The organism is Anoxybacillus sp. CHMUD (genome assembly GCF_013096965.1).
Classification (GTDB): Bacteria; Bacillota; Bacilli; order Bacillales; family Anoxybacillaceae; genus Anoxybacillus; species Anoxybacillus kestanbolensis_A.
This window is the reverse complement of the sequence record NZ_SDLG01000018.1, coordinates 34168-50253: the sequence shown is the minus strand read 5'-3', so window position 1 is coordinate 50253 and position 16086 is coordinate 34168. Positions and strand designations below refer to the sequence as shown.

General features: G+C 40.7%; 15 protein-coding genes, 1 rRNA gene and 1 pseudogene. All 17 read right to left on the bottom strand.

All coding sequences use genetic code 11. The features are described 5' to 3' along the window. Positions 1 to 122 (bottom strand): 16S ribosomal RNA (locus ETB99_RS11480); the annotation flags it as partial. Between the two features lie 258 nt (positions 123 to 380). Beyond that, positions 381 to 1865: a lysine--tRNA ligase gene (gene lysS / locus ETB99_RS11475; RefSeq protein ID WP_077428208.1), complete on the bottom strand. Its 1485-nt coding sequence runs from the start codon at positions 1863 to 1865 to the stop codon at positions 381 to 383. A gap of 68 nt (positions 1866 to 1933) precedes the next feature. Beyond that, positions 1934 to 2935: a tRNA dihydrouridine synthase DusB gene (dusB, locus tag ETB99_RS11470; RefSeq protein ID WP_004888612.1), complete on the bottom strand. Its 1002-nt coding sequence runs from the start codon at positions 2933 to 2935 to the stop codon at positions 1934 to 1936. Next, on the bottom strand, positions 2935 to 3465 hold the full coding sequence (gene folK / locus ETB99_RS11465) for a 2-amino-4-hydroxy-6-hydroxymethyldihydropteridine diphosphokinase (RefSeq protein WP_077428206.1): 531 nt from the start codon (positions 3463 to 3465) through the stop codon (positions 2935 to 2937). Before folK ends, dusB begins: the two co-directional genes overlap by 1 nt. A gap of 3 nt (positions 3466 to 3468) precedes the next feature. Continuing rightward, positions 3469 to 3831: a dihydroneopterin aldolase gene (folB, locus tag ETB99_RS11460; protein WP_006323680.1), complete on the bottom strand. Its 363-nt coding sequence runs from the start codon at positions 3829 to 3831 to the stop codon at positions 3469 to 3471. Further along, entirely contained in the window at positions 3821 to 4654 is an 834-nt protein-coding gene (gene folP, locus ETB99_RS11455; protein ID WP_077428204.1) for a dihydropteroate synthase, read from the bottom strand. The genes folB and folP overlap by 11 nt, the downstream gene beginning before the upstream one ends. After that, positions 4654 to 5523 carry an aminodeoxychorismate lyase gene (gene pabC / locus ETB99_RS11450; RefSeq protein ID WP_171700644.1) on the bottom strand — a complete coding sequence of 290 codons (870 nt, stop codon included), beginning with the start codon at positions 5521 to 5523 and terminating at the stop codon, positions 4654 to 4656. The genes folP and pabC overlap by 1 nt, the downstream gene beginning before the upstream one ends. A gap of 6 nt (positions 5524 to 5529) precedes the next feature. Beyond that, on the bottom strand, positions 5530 to 6105 hold the full coding sequence (gene pabA / locus ETB99_RS11445) for an aminodeoxychorismate/anthranilate synthase component II (protein ID WP_006323677.1): 576 nt from the start codon (positions 6103 to 6105) through the stop codon (positions 5530 to 5532). 5 nt (positions 6106 to 6110) lie between these two features. After that, complete coding sequence (gene trpE, locus ETB99_RS11440) at positions 6111 to 7511, bottom strand: anthranilate synthase component I (protein ID WP_077428198.1); 1401 nt, start codon at positions 7509 to 7511, stop codon at positions 6111 to 6113. Between the two features lie 120 nt (positions 7512 to 7631). Next, on the bottom strand, positions 7632 to 8558 hold the full coding sequence (cysK, locus tag ETB99_RS11435) for a cysteine synthase A (protein WP_077428196.1): 927 nt from the start codon (positions 8556 to 8558) through the stop codon (positions 7632 to 7634). 69 nt (positions 8559 to 8627) lie between these two features. Continuing rightward, a complete protein-coding gene (hslO, locus tag ETB99_RS11430; RefSeq protein ID WP_035021107.1) occupies positions 8628 to 9518 on the bottom strand; it encodes an Hsp33 family molecular chaperone HslO in 891 nt (296 codons plus the stop codon). A gap of 5 nt (positions 9519 to 9523) precedes the next feature. Further along, positions 9524 to 10297, bottom strand: coding sequence for a type III pantothenate kinase (locus ETB99_RS11425; RefSeq protein ID WP_006323673.1), 774 nt, complete (start codon positions 10295 to 10297; stop codon positions 9524 to 9526). A 100-nt stretch (positions 10298 to 10397) separates the two neighbouring features. After that, a complete protein-coding gene (gene ftsH / locus ETB99_RS11420; protein ID WP_077428194.1) occupies positions 10398 to 12281 on the bottom strand; it encodes an ATP-dependent zinc metalloprotease FtsH in 1884 nt (627 codons plus the stop codon). An 86-nt stretch (positions 12282 to 12367) separates the two neighbouring features. Beyond that, positions 12368 to 12913, bottom strand: a complete 546-nt coding sequence (hpt, locus tag ETB99_RS11415; RefSeq protein WP_006323671.1) for a hypoxanthine phosphoribosyltransferase — start codon at positions 12911 to 12913, stop codon at positions 12368 to 12370. Positions 12914 to 12934: 21 nt separating this feature from the next. Beyond that, entirely contained in the window at positions 12935 to 14317 is a 1383-nt protein-coding gene (tilS, locus tag ETB99_RS11410) for a tRNA lysidine(34) synthetase TilS (protein WP_171700643.1), read from the bottom strand. An 81-nt stretch (positions 14318 to 14398) separates the two neighbouring features. Further along, entirely contained in the window at positions 14399 to 15352 is a 954-nt protein-coding gene (locus ETB99_RS11405) for a serine/threonine protein kinase (protein ID WP_077428214.1), read from the bottom strand. Then, positions 15315 to 16070, bottom strand: a pseudogene (locus ETB99_RS11400) (vWA domain-containing protein); the annotation flags it as partial. The gene ETB99_RS11405 and the pseudogene ETB99_RS11400, both read right to left, overlap by 38 nt. Positions 16071 to 16086 lie beyond the last annotated feature (16 nt).

Sequence of the window (16086 nt, the reverse complement as noted above, 5' to 3'; positions counted from 1 at the left end):
CGTGTTACTCACCCGTCCGCCGCTAACGAATCAAAAGCAAGCTTTCGATTCGTCCGCTCGACTTGCATGTATTAGGCACGCCGCCAGCGTTCGTCCTGAGCCAGGATCAAACTCTCCATAGAAAGTTTATATCTCTAGCTTCTTTACGCTTTTCGCTTCGTTCAGTTTTCAAGGAACATCTCTTTGTCGCTATTTAAGCGACTTTTTTAATATATCATTTACTGTTTTTCTTGTCAACAACTTTTTATCTTTCTTTTTTACGTGTTACTTTCAACACGGACGTTTAGTAATATATCATATTCGATCATCCTTAAGCAAGATGTTTTTTTAAGAAAAACTGAGTGAGGAAAAGTACCTCACCCAGTTAAGCTTCCCTGCAATTATTTATGACGCATTTGAGGGAATAACAATACATCGCGGATCGATGGAGAGTTCGTTAACAACATAACAAGACGATCAATGCCAATTCCTAACCCACCCGTTGGTGGCATCCCGTATTCTAATGCTTCGATAAAATCTTCGTCCATTTCATGCGCTTCGTCGTTTCCTTGTTCTTTTTCTCTTAACTGCGCTTCAAACCGTTCACGTTGATCGATTGGGTCATTTAATTCTGTGAATGCATTTGCATGCTCACGTGCAACGATAAATAGTTCAAATCGATCTGTGAAACGAGGATCTTCTGGATTTTTTTTCGCTAAAGGCGAAATCTCAACTGGGTGCCCATAAATAAATGTTGGCTGAATAAGATGTTGTTCTACTTTTTGTTCGAAAAATTCATTTACGATATGACCAAATGTCATATGTGGAGCTACTTCTACTCCATGCTCTTTCGCCAATTGACGCGCTTCTTCGTCGCTCATGTGCTTCCAGAAGTCAACGCCCACATACTCTTTAATCGCATCAACCATATGAAGTCGTTTCCATGATGGCGTCAAATCTACTTCATGTTCTCCATATTGGATTTTTGTCGTTCCAAGCACTTCTTGAGCAATATGCGCAATCATATCTTCTGTTAATTTCATAATATCAGTGTAATCAGCATAAGCCTCGTAAAGCTCAAGCATCGTAAACTCTGGATTATGACGTGTTGAAATGCCTTCGTTCCGGAATACACGACCGATTTCATATACTTTCTCTAGTCCACCTACAATTAAACGTTTTAAATGTAATTCGATCGCAATACGCATATACAATGTCATATCTAAAGCGTTATGGTGCGTAATAAACGGACGGGCTGCAGCTCCTCCGGCAATTGAGTGCATCATCGGCGTCTCTACTTCTAAATACCCTTTTTGATCTAAATAGCGACGCATTGATTGAATAATTAAACTGCGTGTAATAAACGTTTTTTTACTTTCTGGATTCATAATTAAATCGAGATAACGTTGGCGGTAGCGTTGCTCGATATCTTTGAGCCCATGATATTTCTCAGGGAGCGGGCGCAACGATTTCGTCAACATTTCATACGAGTGTACCTTGATAGACAATTCTCCCACTTTTGTTTTGAATACTGTTCCTTGTACACCGACAATATCTCCTAAATCTGACGTATCGAAAATTTCATACTGCTCTTCACCAACATCGTCTTTGCGCACATAAATTTGAATTTGTCCCGTCAAATCTTGAATATGAGCAAATCCCGCTTTCCCTTTCCCGCGCTTCGTCATAATGCGACCAGCGATAGAAACATGAATTTGCCTTTCTTCCAACTCTTCTTTTGATAAATGACCGTATAATGTAAACAATTCTTCTGCTTGATGTGTACGCTCGAATCGTTTTCCAAATGGATCTATCCCTTTTTCACGCAACTTATGTAACTTTTCACGACGAACTAATAGCTGATCATTTAATTCCTCATGCGACATAACGAATTCACTCCAATAACCGTTTATTTTTTTTAAGAAATACTGCCAGCATGAGCTGACAGTATGTTTTACGATTCTATGACAACATGTTGTTCTTTTGCTTCAACTTCCTCCACAAAACTCATAAGCAACGTCACGAGTTCATCACGCGTCTGACATTCATTTATCGCATTGCGAACTTTGGCATTTCCACGAATACCTTTTAAATACCAAGCGGCATGTTTACGCATCTCTTTTACAGCGATATATTCATTTTTTAAAGCAATTAAACGATCCAAATGCAAAATACACACTTCGATTTTTTCACGTACAGACGGTTCCGGAATAAGTTCACCCGTTTCCAAATAACGAACGGTACGATAAATCATCCATGGATTACCGAGAGCAGCACGCCCAATCATGACGCCATCGACGCCTGTTTGTTCTAACATTCGTTTAGCATCTTGAGGGGTCTGGACATCACCGTTACCGATAACGGGGATACGAACCGCTTCTTTCACTTGCTTAATGACGTTCCAATCCGCTTTTCCTTCATACATTTGTACGCGAGTTCGGCCATGAACAGCAACCGCTTGTCCACCTGCCCGTTCTACCGCCTGAGCGTTTTCGACAGCATAAATATGGTTTTCATCCCAACCGATTCGCATTTTTACCGTGACAGGCTTCTCCACCGCATCGACGACGGCGGCTACCATGTCGTAAATTTTATTTGGATCTAACAACCACTTTGCTCCCGCGTCACACTTCGTAATTTTTGGAACAGGGCATCCCATGTTAATATCGATAATATCGGCGTTCGTATGTTGATCTACATATTTAGCGGCTTGTACAAGCGTCTCTTTTTCCCCACCAAAAATTTGCAAGCTCAATGGTTTTTCACGCTCGTCAATATAGAGCATGCCCATTGTTTTTGGGTTATTAAATAAAATCGCTTTATCGCTAACCATCTCTGCACAAACAAGTCCTGCACCAAACTCCTTTACAGTTAGACGAAATGCTGAATTACATACCCCTGCCATCGGTGCAAGTACGACAGGGTTATTAATTTGTACATTTCCGATTTTAAACATCAAATCCCCCCCTTTCCTAATAATTGTTCTTCCACTTCTTCGCGGCTTTTCCATATACGAACACCTTTGTCCGATAACTGCTCCACATACGAACGTAAAGGACGTTGAACAGATGGAATAATTAAAGATTCATCTATTTCAAACAACGGGATTAATACAAACGCCCGTTCAAACATACGCGGATGCGGAATAATAAGTTGTTCTGTCTCAATATTTTCATGATTATATAGCAAAATGTCAAGGTCTAACGTCCGCGGTCCCCAATGAACTTCCCGCTTGCGACCGAACTTTTTTTCAATGTCCATCGTAGCTGCTAACAAAGCAAATGGAGATAGCGATGTAGCGATCTTTACAACCATATTTAAAAAACAAGCTTGTTCGACATATCCAACTGGATCTGTTTCGTAAATCGAAGATGTCGCTAAAACAGAAATATGTGTATGATCACGTAATGCAATCACCGCTTTACACAAATATTCGAAACGGTCACCAATATTCGAACCTAATGCAATATAAGAAGTATTTTCCATTTATTAACGCCCTCTCGTAATTTCAACCGCCACATACGCATAGTGACCTTTAATCGGCGGATTTGGTTTCGTCACTTTGACAGTACACGATGACACCGTTGTATACGCACATAAAATTTGTTCAGCGATGCGTTCCGCTACTGCCTCAATCAGCTTAAACGGCTTTCCTTCGACGATGCTTTGACATATGTCATATATATGTGCATAGTTAACCGTTTCACTTAAATCGTCGGTTACACCAGCTTTTCTTAAATTTGTTTCAATGATGACATCGACATAAAAACGTTGACCGAGCTTATTTTCTTCGGGAAATACCCCGTGATACCCATAAAACTCCATTTGTTGCACATAAATTTTATCGCGCATACTCTCCTCCCTTCCCAAGCATCGCATCCATCATTTTAGCCATTCTAGCCATCGGTAAAACATCGTGTACCCGAACGATATGTGCTCCTTTTGCAATGCCGAGGCAAACCGTTGCTCCTGTTCCTTCTACTCGTTCATGAACGGGTAAATCAAGCACATGTCCGATAAATGATTTTCGCGATGTTCCTAACAAGATCGGATACCCGAGAACCGAAAATTCATCCAACCGACGCATCACTTCCAAATTATGCTCTACTGTTTTAGCAAACCCGATCCCCGGATCGATAATAATTTGTTCGTCTTTCACACCAGCTTGTTTGACTATATCAATACTTTCTTTTAAATCGTTCATCATATCCGAAACGAGATCTTTATAATGGCGATCGTAACGATTATGCATTAATACAATAGGTACACCATAGTAAGCGGCTACTTGAGCCATATTGGAATCTGCCTTTGCCCCCCAAACGTCGTTAATCATTGTCGCGCCCGCTTCAATGGCTTGTTTAGCTACTTCTGCTTTATACGTATCAATCGAAATGGGTACATTCACCGCTTTAGCAACCGCTTCTACAATCGGGATGACGCGACGCAATTCTTCTTCAAGTGATACCTTTTCAGCTCCAGGGCGGGTGGATTCTCCCCCAATATCAATGATATGTGCTCCTTCAGCGACAAGTTGCTTCGCACGCTCAACAGCCTGCTCTACATGATTATATTTTCCTCCATCAGAAAAGGAGTCAGGAGTGGCATTTAAAATGCCCATAATAACCGTATTCTTTCGCAAGTCTAACTTATATGTTCCACAATATATAACATCCATCAATGAACGTACCCGTCCTTTCCTTCATACCTTGTCCATAAATGTGTCGTAAAAAAGGCGTACGCACGTTGGAGACGGCTCGTCATTTCCCCACATTTCCCGGGATATACATCGTTATCTAGTCGACAAACCGGCACAATTTCTTGAATGGAGTTTGTTAAAAATATTTCATCTGCTTCTTTCAGTTGTTGTAGCGAGTAAAATCCTTCTTTCACACGAACACCCCACGAGCGCAACAAATCGATCACAAACAATCGCGTTATACCGTTTAAAATACCGGTTTCTACTGAAGGAGTATACACGATGCCGTCTTTTACCCAAAAAACGTTAGAAACAATTCCTTCTGCGACAAATCCTTCTTTCGTAAGAAAAATGCCTTCTACATTTGAATGGTGACCAACTTCTTGTTTACCTAAAATATTGTTTAAATAGTGATGAGATTTTAAACGAACCGATCCTTCCGGTGTATTTCGCCTCACTTGTAATGTTTGACATACTTTTTCTTCTGAAAACGTCGGAATCGGCTTCATATACATAATAATGGTCGGATTTGTATACGGTTCTACTTGCAGTCCAACATCTCCGATTCCAGCAGATATATTTAAGCGTACATACGCATCTCGATAACCGTTTGCCTTTAACAATTGAGAAAGAATATGCAAAACATCATCTCGAGTGATAGAACATGAAATGTTGAGCATATCGAGTCCGTTATGAAGACGAGCTAAATGATCATCAAGCAAAAACGGATGTCCATCATATACGCGAAACGTTTCAAATAAACCGAGTCCATACATAAACCCGTGGTCAAACGCGGAAATGCGTGCCTCTTCCTTTTTTACGATTTGCCCATTGATATAAATAAACATGCAACATCACTTTCGTTTGTATAATGTAATAAAATTTTTAAGCATGTCTAAACCATATTCCGTCATGATCGACTCAGGATGAAATTGAACTCCCTCAATCGGCAGCGTTTTATGGCGAATGGCCATAATTTCTCCTTCATCTGTCCACGCAGAGATATCAAAACAATCGGGCAATGTTTCCCTTTTTACAATTAATGAATGATAACGCGTGGCTGTAAAGGGGTTGGGAATTTGAGTAAAAATCGTCTTGCCATCATGAAAAATCGACGATGTTTTGCCATGCATTAAACGTTCTGCCTGAACAACTTCTCCACCAAACACTTGGGCAATCGACTGATGACCAAGACATACACCAAAAATCGGGATTTTCCCTGCGAAATATTCAATGGCTGCCATGCTAATACCCGCTTCATTCGGACTGCAAGGACCAGGTGAAATCATTAAAAAGTGGGGGTGAAGTTGTTCAATTTGAGCAATCGTTACCTCATCGTTTCGTTTAACAATTAATTCTTCCCCTAATTGCCCTAAATATTGAACGAGGTTATACGTAAACGAATCATAGTTATCAATCATTAAAATCATTTGGCTCACCTCATGCTTAATTGTACATACTCTTCTTCACTCAGCTCTTTTGCTTTCCATAACGCAAATGCTTTCTTTAAACATTCTTTATACTCATGTTCCGGTTGTGAATCAATGACAATCCCTGCCCCTGCTTGCACATACGCAAGACCATCTTTTGCAATCATTGTCCGAATTGCAATGTTCAACTCCATATCGCCATCAAATCCGATCCAGCCGATTGAACCTGTGTAAATGCCACGTCGAACAGGCTCTAGCTCTTCAATTATTTCCATCGTTCGTACTTTTGGTGCCCCTGTGATTGTTCCACCTGGAAAAACGGCTGATATAACATCGAACGCATCTTTTCCCGCCGCGAGCTGACCAGAAACATGGGAGACAAGATGCATGACATGAGAATATTTTTCAATGACCATAAACTCATCCACTTTTACCGTTCCATATGCACATACACGTCCAAGGTCATTCCGCTCTAGATCGACGAGCATTAAATGTTCGGCTCGTTCTTTTTCATTTGCTAATAATGATTGAGCAATTTGATCATCTTCTTGAATCGTTTTGCCACGTGAGCGTGTTCCTGCAATCGGACGCGTACTTACATACTTTCCTTTCTTTTTCACAAGTAGCTCCGGAGAACCGCTTACGATTTGAAATTCAGGGAAATGCATATACGCCATATACGGTGATGGATTTAATGTGCGCAATTTTTCATAAATCGTAAACGGGTGTGTAAGTAGCCGTTTCGATTGTCGTACAGACAAGTTCACTTGAAAAACATCGCCTTGTGCAATATACGTGCGCACCTTTTCGACAGCTTCCATAAACTGTTCTTCGCTCATTGACACCGCTTCTTCTTTTTCGTAGTTCGGAATAAACGGGCGGGAAACGTCGGAAAAATCAGTTGTCCATAGTTGTTCGTATCGCTCGAGACGTTCGTTCGCTTGTTGCTCTTCTCCTTCTACATAATGAGTGATGAAATAAAGAAAAGATGCATGATGATCATATACGAACACATCATCAAATACTAAAAAATATAAATCAGGCATATTTAAGTCATCACATGCAATCGAAGGAAGCTTTTCAATATAGCGAACACAATCGTAACTGATATAGCCAATTGCTCCACCTTGAAAATCTGGCCCTTCTTCTAATTTTTCTATTTCCCACTGACGGAACCATTTCTTTAGCGATTGCAATATATTCCCTTCAAACGTTTCTGTACGATGCTTCTGCCAAACCGTCAATTTATCATCTTTACCGATAACGACTGCAAATGGTTGTAAACCGATTATGCTATATCGGCCGTCTCGCCCACTTTCAAGCAAAACATGGTGCAACTGTTTTCGCGATAATGCTTTATATTGCGAAAACCAATCACATTGTGCGTATGTGATCTTTTTGATCATTGTTCGTCGCCTTTGTTTGTTCAAAGATGTCCCCCCTCTTCATCAATCCATACGCTTATTGTACAACGAACATGTAGAAACAATCACGAAAAAAAATTCGGCAAGAATGTTCTTGCCGAATTATTCCTCAAACTGATATAATGGCGTGCTTAAATAACGTTCACCGTTACTCGGGATAATAGCTAATACTTTTTTTCCTTTTCCTAATTTTTTCGCTACTTGCAACGCGACATGAATGGCTGCACCTGACGAAATTCCTCCTAAAATCCCTTCTTGACGAGCAGCTAGACGAGCAGCTGCAAACGCTTCTTCTGTCTTTACAGTAACGACTTCATCATAAATGGATGTATTTAAAATATCAGGAACGAAGCCGGCTCCAATTCCTTGAATTTTATGTGGACCTGGTTTTCCGCCGGAAAGCACTGGAGAGTCTGCTGGTTCAACAGCATAAATTTTAATGTTTGGATACGCTTGGCGCAACACTTCTCCTGCTCCTGTAATCGTCCCACCTGTTCCAATTCCGGCCACAAATGCATCGAGTTGATCGCCCATTTGCTCAACAATTTCTTTTCCTGTTGTTAAACGATGTACTTCTGGGTTCGCTTCGTTTTTAAATTGCTGTGGCATAAAATAGCCGTGCTCTTGTGCGAGCTGCTCTGCCTTTTGAATCGCGCCTCGCATTCCTTCACTTCCTGGCGTTAAAACAAGCTCTGCGCCGTAAGCACGAAGTAAGTTGCGGCGCTCTAAACTCATCGTTTCAGGCATAACGAAAATGGCTTTATATCCTTTTGCAGCAGCAACCATCGCTAAACCAATTCCCGTATTTCCGCTTGTCGGCTCAATGATCGTGTCACCAGGATGAATTTTTCCTGCTTTCTCGGCTGCTTCAATCATCGCTAGCGCAATACGATCTTTCACGCTGCTTCCTGGGTTCATAAACTCTAGCTTCAAGTATACATCTGCGCTATCGTGATCAACAATGCGGTTTAATTTAACTACCGGTGTTTGACCAATTAACTCTGTAATAGATTGTACTACACGTGCCATTTCATCCACCTCTAATCCCGAGTATTTTTATAGAATTTGTAACCAATTTATCAGTTATTTTCGAAATTGTCAATCATTTTGTTTTGCTAATTTTTTTAATTCCTCAAGATCTTCGGCTGAAAATATATACGTTTCATTACAAAAATGACAAGATGCTTCCGCTTTTCCTTCTTCATCAATCATTTGCTGAATTTCTTCCACCCCTAAGCTAATAATCGCATCTGCTACCCGCTCACGTGAACAACGACAAACGAATGATACAGGCATCGTTTCAAGAATTTTTACATTTTGTTCTCCGCCGAGTAGCGCATGTAAAATTTGTTCTGGTGTTAAACCACTTTCAATCATTTTTGAAATCGGTGGAATGGTAGTTAAATTTTTTTCAATGTCTGCAATGGTTTGTTCTTCTGTACCCGGCATCAGTTGCAAAATAAAACCACCAGCCGCCAATATCGTATAATCCGGATTGACTAGCACACCAACTCCAACGGATGATGGCGTCTGTTCAGAGGAAACGAAATAGTATGTAAAATCCTCACCAAGCTCCCCAGACACGAGCGGAACTTGTCCTGTAAAATAATCGCGTAATCCTAAGTCTTTCACAACAGTTAATGTTCCATTCGTTCCAACAGCTCTAGCAACATCGAGCTTTCCGTTTGCATTCAGTTCAAAGTGAACATGCGGATTGGATACATAACCACGTACATGTCCTTTGGCGTTACTATCAACGAGAATATGACCAATAGGGCCACCGCCTTCAATTTTAATTGTAATTTGACTATCTCCTTTTAACATCGCTCCCATCATCACGCCCGCTGTCATCGCACGACCTAGTGCTGCGGATGCTGTTGGCCACGTTTGATGTCTTCGCTGCGCCTCCCGTACTGTTTCTGTTGTGCGCACCGCATAAGCTCGCACTTGACCATCGTATGCTAGCGCTTTTACTAAATAATCTGCCATCGTTGTCACTCGCCTTTCTTGTTTCGTTCATATAACAATTGTAATCCTTTTAATGTTAAAAACGGATCAACAATATCAATGATATTCGATTCATGGGCAATTAAAGATGCTAACCCACCTGTTGCAATGACTTTTGGAGGAACGGCACTTTTTTCTTTCATTCGTGACACAATGCCCTCCACTTGTCCCACATATCCGTATAAAATTCCTGCTTGCATCGCACTTACTGTATTTTTTCCAATAATGTCATCCGGACGAGCAATTTCAATACGCGGAAGTTTAGCTGCTCGAGAGTAAAGCGCTTCCGTGGAAATTGTAATCCCTGGGGCAATAGCCCCTCCCATATATTGCTTATGCTCATTAATATAGCAGTATGTCGTCGCTGTACCGAAATCGACAATAATAAGCGGTGCACCGTACAAGTGGATGCCTGCCACAGCGTTGACAATCCGGTCCGCTCCGACTTCTTTTGGGTTGTCATACTTAATATTCAATCCCGTTTTAATGCCCGGACCTACAATGAGCGGTTTAATATGAAAATATTTTGTACACATGCGCTCTAATGCAAACATAATTGGTGGAACAACGGAAGAAATAATAATGCCGTCAATGTCAGAAAAACGCAATCCGACATCTTGTAATAACATTTTTACGATCATTCCGTATTCATCTTCTGTTTTGCTTCGGCTCGTTTCAATGCGCCAATGAAACTTGAGCTCATCCCCATCATACACACCTAATACCGTATTTGTGTTTCCGACGTCTAATACAAAAATCATCACTCATCCCCGCTTTTTTCACAATTTGTTCCTTCTTCATCATATCATAATCGTTTAACCCGACGGTAAAAAAAGATGCCTCTTATAAAAAGAGACACCTTTATTCTTCTTTTTTCGTTTGAATATTTACTTTTACTTCTTCTTGTTTATTGTCATTGCGGTTTGGTAACGTACCATGTTCGAACAAATGTTTAATTTGCTCTGCATCAAGTGTTTCCACTTCAAGCAACGTATTGGCAATCAGATCCAACTTGTCGCGGTTTTCCGTTAGTAAGCGTTTCGCTTTTTCGTAACATTCTTTAATAATGCGTTGCATTTCAAGATCAATTTCATATGCGATTTGGTCGCTATAATTTTGCTCATTATGCAAATCACGACCTAAGAACACTTGACCATGAGACTGACCAAACTGCATTGGTCCAAGCTTATCGCTCATTCCAAACTCCGTAACCATACGACGAGCGATGCTTGTTGCGCGTTGGAAGTCATTATGTGCTCCTGTACTTACTTCCCCAAATACGATTTCCTCAGCCACACGTCCGCCAAGAAGCCCTGTAATTTTATCAAGCAACTCTGGTTTCGTCATAAAATAACGATCTTCTTTCGGTAACATGACCGCATATCCACCAGCCTGACCACGTGGCACAATCGTTACTTTGTGGACCATTTCCGCATCGGCAAGCACCATACCAATGACAGTATGACCTGCTTCGTGATAAGCGACAATTTTTCGCTCTTTTTCAGAAATGACGCGACTTTTCTTAGCCGGACCAGCAATGACACGATCCGTTGCTTCATCAATATCGCTCATATCAATTTTTTTCTTGTTCTGTCGAGCAGCAACAAGGGCAGCCTCATTTAATAAGTTTTCTAAATCAGCACCAGAAAAACCAGGCGTACGCATCGCAATCGCTTTTAAATCAACTGACTCATCGAGCGGCTTGTTGCGTGCATGCACACGAAGAATAGCTTCACGTCCTTTCACATCTGGACGGTCAACCGTAATTTGACGGTCAAAACGACCAGGACGTAAAAGAGCAGGGTCTAAAATGTCCGGACGGTTTGTCGCAGCGATAATAATAATTCCTTCATTTCCGCTGAATCCATCCATTTCAACGAGCAATTGGTTTAATGTTTGCTCCCGTTCATCGTGACCTCCACCTAAACCAGCACCACGTTGACGTCCCACTGCATCAATTTCATCAATAAAAATAATACAAGGGGCGTTTTTCTTCGCTGTTTCAAATAAATCACGTACACGCGAAGCACCAACACCAACAAACATTTCAACGAAATCTGAACCGCTGATGGAGAAAAACGGTACACCAGCTTCTCCAGCAACCGCTCTCGCTAATAACGTTTTTCCTGTTCCAGGCGGTCCAACGAGAAGAACACCTTTTGGAATGCGAGCTCCGAGTTCCACAAACTTACGAGGGTCTTTTAAAAACTCGACAATTTCAACAAGTTCTTGCTTTTCTTCATCCGCACCGGCAACGTCTTTAAAGCGAACGCGCTTCTTATCTTCGTTATACAGTTTCGCACGGCTTTTGCCAAAATTCATAACCCGACTGCCGCCGCCTTGCGCTTGATTTAGTAAAAAGAAGAACAAAATAAAAATGATGATAAACGGAATAATGGACGTAAAAAACGTCACCCATCCGCTCGTTTCATCCGCAGGCAACACTTCTACTTTTGCCTGTTGTGCGGCTTCGTCAATGCGCTGAAGAATTTGCGGACTGTTCGCTACGTACGTCGTAAAAAATTGTCCTTCAGCATACGTTTTTAATTGTCCACGAATTTCATAAACGCCTCGCTCTGGCTTCAACGAGACATACTTTACATCACCATTTTCTAAATGGGTAACGAACGCATCGTACGTCATTCGCTCCGCCCGTTGATTGCCGCCATTTAAAAAGCTTACAACACCAATGACGACGAGAAAAATAAGTAAGTAAAAGATTGTATTACGGAAAATGCGGTTCATCTCCTACCTCCTCCCACACTTAAAACACGCTATAGTCAATAGTATCATAGAAAAACGCTCCAAAACAAACGATGTGCATGAAAAAATTATTTACTGTATACTTCTGGTTTTAACACACCGATGTACGGAAGATTTCGGTATTTCTCACAATAGTCTAACCCATAGCCGACAACGAATTCATCTGGAACGATGAAACCGACATAATCAGCTTCAATATTTGCTTTTCGACCAGACGGTTTATCAAGCAAAGTCACGATTTTAATCGATTTTGCTTTGCGATAACGGAATAAATCTGCTAAATAGCTTAACGTTAAACCGCTATCAATAATATCTTCGATGATAAGCACATCGCGGCCTTCAACCGATGTGTTCAAGTCTTTCAAAATTTTCACTTCTCCAGATGATACGGTCGCATTTCCATAGCTCGATACATCCATAAAATCGATTTCCAAATATGTATCAATATGCTTAATTAAATCTGCCATAAACGGCATCGCGCCTTTTAGTACACCAACCAAAAGCGGAAAGCGTCCTTCATATTCTTTCGTCAATAATGCACCTAACTCTTTTACTTTTTGTTGAATTTGTTCTTCTGTAATTAAAATTTTTTCCATATCTTGATGCATGCCCATATTCTTTCCTCCTACTATCATTCATTGCTTTTTATAGTGTAATACAATATAGCGATTTTTTGTAATATTTGTTGCTGTGTAAACAGATTTTTTTACACCAGGAATCCATATGATGTTCCCGCTCGCATCTTCGATAACTGGCCATTGCGCCCGTTCGTTCGCTGGAATTTTTTCATCAATAAAAATACGAGATATTTTTTTCGCATGTTCCATTCCTTTGACTTTCATGCGATCTCCACACTTTCTTGTTCGCACACGAAGAGGCAACATTAATTGATCAGCCTCAATGACTATATGATCATCGTCTTCAATGAAAGGATAGCGATCAACAAACTGACTGATAAGTTGACATCCGTTTGGTAATACGAGCGTATCAGGAACATGGAAAAGAAACTCATATTCGCTCGTCTGTCTCTGCTGAAACGTAAATATACATACCTCATATTGACGAATAACTTTTAATCCATTCGGAAAATGAAGCATACCTGAAGGATGTTGCCGTTTTAAAAATTGTAACGCTTGGTTGATATGTATAGAAGACAATGACGATGGGACGTTCCCATAAAGATAGTTTAATATTAGTTGAATCCCTCGTCTTTGTAAAGGTTTTGGCATGCGTATAAACGGAGGAATATCGACACGAATCTCTTCTTCTTGTTGATGAACAACGTGCTTCAACTCCTCTTTTGTCAGTTGCTCTAAAAATGCTTCATCTTCGCTCATCATCTCACTAAACTGTTGAATATGCTCATGAACGCGAATATTTTCCCGCTTAAAAAAAGGCAAAACGAAATGACGGAAACGGTTGCGCGTGTAATCGTCCTTTTCGTTGCTCGGATCGTGCCGAGCATGCAATCCATTTTGTTGACAATACTGTTCAATTTGTCTTCGATCGATGCATAAAAATGGTCGAACGATATAGCCACTGCCAAACGGGCGCTTTACGGGTATCCCTGCGTATCCTCCTGTCGTACTTCCGCGTACTAATCGCATAAGCACCGTTTCAATTTGGTCATCGCCGTGGTGAGCTAAAGCGACACAATGTGCGTGATGTTTGTACATAACTTGCTCAAAAAAGGTGTATCGACAATCACGGGCTGCTTCTTGCACGCCCTTTCCTGTTCGTTCCATATATGCAGGAACGTCTAATTGTGTCGCCTCACATATAATACTATGTTGTTCGCAAAAATGTTTCACAAAATGCATATCTTCTTCTGATTGTTTTCCCCGCAACATATGATCGACATGTGCAGCAATAAGTTGAATATCGTAACGCTCTCTTTCACTCCATAAGAAATGAAGCAACGCTAACGAGTCCGGACCGCCTGACACGCCAACAACAACAGTTGTACCACGCTCAAGCAATTGATGCTTTTCGATAAACTCATGCACAACTTCTAGCATATTCTCCCTCTTGGTTAGTAGTGTCGTTTTTTACAATCGTATCATATTTTATTGCCCGTACTCAAAACGAATGCGGAAAAATTAAAGAATTTGAACATACAAATAAACAACATACATAAATAAAAGGCACACAAACAAAAGCATCGTCTCTAATACATGAAATTTTTTCTTCCTTTTTACACGCACCGTTCTTTCTTCGCGCTTTTCTTTCTTTACAGACGGTTGTTGCATACATTGTAGCAAATCTTTCCTCATTTCATGAGCGCTAGTGTACTTTCCATCCAGTGCACACCATAATATTTTCTCGTATTTTTTCAAATAGGGATGAGAGGAGATCATAAGACGTAGCTGCTCTCGGCCATTTTCCTTTCTTTCAAATCGTTTTGGATAGCACATATTAATCATAATCATCGCCACCGCAAATAAATCATACGATGGCTCGGCTTTTCTTGTTCCCATACCCCAATAGCCACGATCAAAAAACTCTGTAAACTCTTTAATGGCTCGTCCGCGAATGGTTGTGCCACCCACATCAATTAATCGCACTTTCGGGACCGTCCCGGAAACAATTAAATTTTCTGGCTTTAAATCACCGAATACCCACCCTTTTTCGTGCAACTTATGCAAATCGCCTAACAACTGCAATATAATGACGATGATCCAATCTTTCCCCCGTTTTTGAATAAAAGTTAACAAATCATCCCCTTCAATATATTCCATCACATAAAATGAATAAATTCTTTTTTCTTGCGGATGAAACCAATCATCTACGTCTAATAAACAAGGTCCGAGGGCAACTCCCTGGACCTCTGAAAATCGTTTCAACACATTTACTTCTGACATCATCGCTGTTGCTTGATTGCTTATTTTTAGCGCCACAAACGTCCGTCCTTCTCTAGCCAAATAAACAACCCCATTTGCTCCTTTACCGAGTTGCTTTATCATTTCATAACGACGTTTATGCCACTTCCCTTGTATAACTGTTCCCGTTGGAATGTTACATAGATTGTTCGATGTATACATCGTCATCACCATCATGCGTAAACAAACTTTTTAATGAGCGTCTTTTTTGGAATTGTTGTAGCGCCTCGCGAATAGCTGGACCGGTCGGTGTAATTCCCCCGGATGTTAGTTTTGGAAACACACTTGAAATGGACTCCATTTTCGGCGTCCAATCTAGAATACGATCTACCTCTCCTTTTTTCCCGGGAAATACAAAAACAGAAAACTCATTATTTCCCAAACGAGCATTCAAACTGATCGATAAGTCTAATAACGCTTCTTTTACCGTTTGCAACTTTGTCTTCATACTTCCACTTGTGTCTACTAATATTAAAACTTGCAAGTTAACAGTTTCCCCTAACTCCTCAACAACTTCCATCACTTCTCCCCTTTTTTCTGGCGGAAGCTGTTCAATGGAAGCCTGGGATCCTAAAATTTGTTTTAACTCCCGATTAATGACGCCTTGCAACGTCTGTGTCATTGCTTTTCTTGTGACCATTTGTACCGTTTGTGATAACTGTTTAGCGTATACGACTTGACTAATTCCTCCACCTGATTGTGCGATTCCTTCAATTTCCCGTAATCCTTGCTCATCAATGATGTCTTGATCAAGAACACCGATTACATTAACCGTAATCCCTTGTTCTTTCGCTAATGCCGCCATAGCAATTGGATCTTCACCATGATTAGAACAACCGTCTGTGATTAATAAAATTTGACGCAACGTTCCTTTTCGCATACGTTCATCCCCTCCGAAAAAAGTAGTA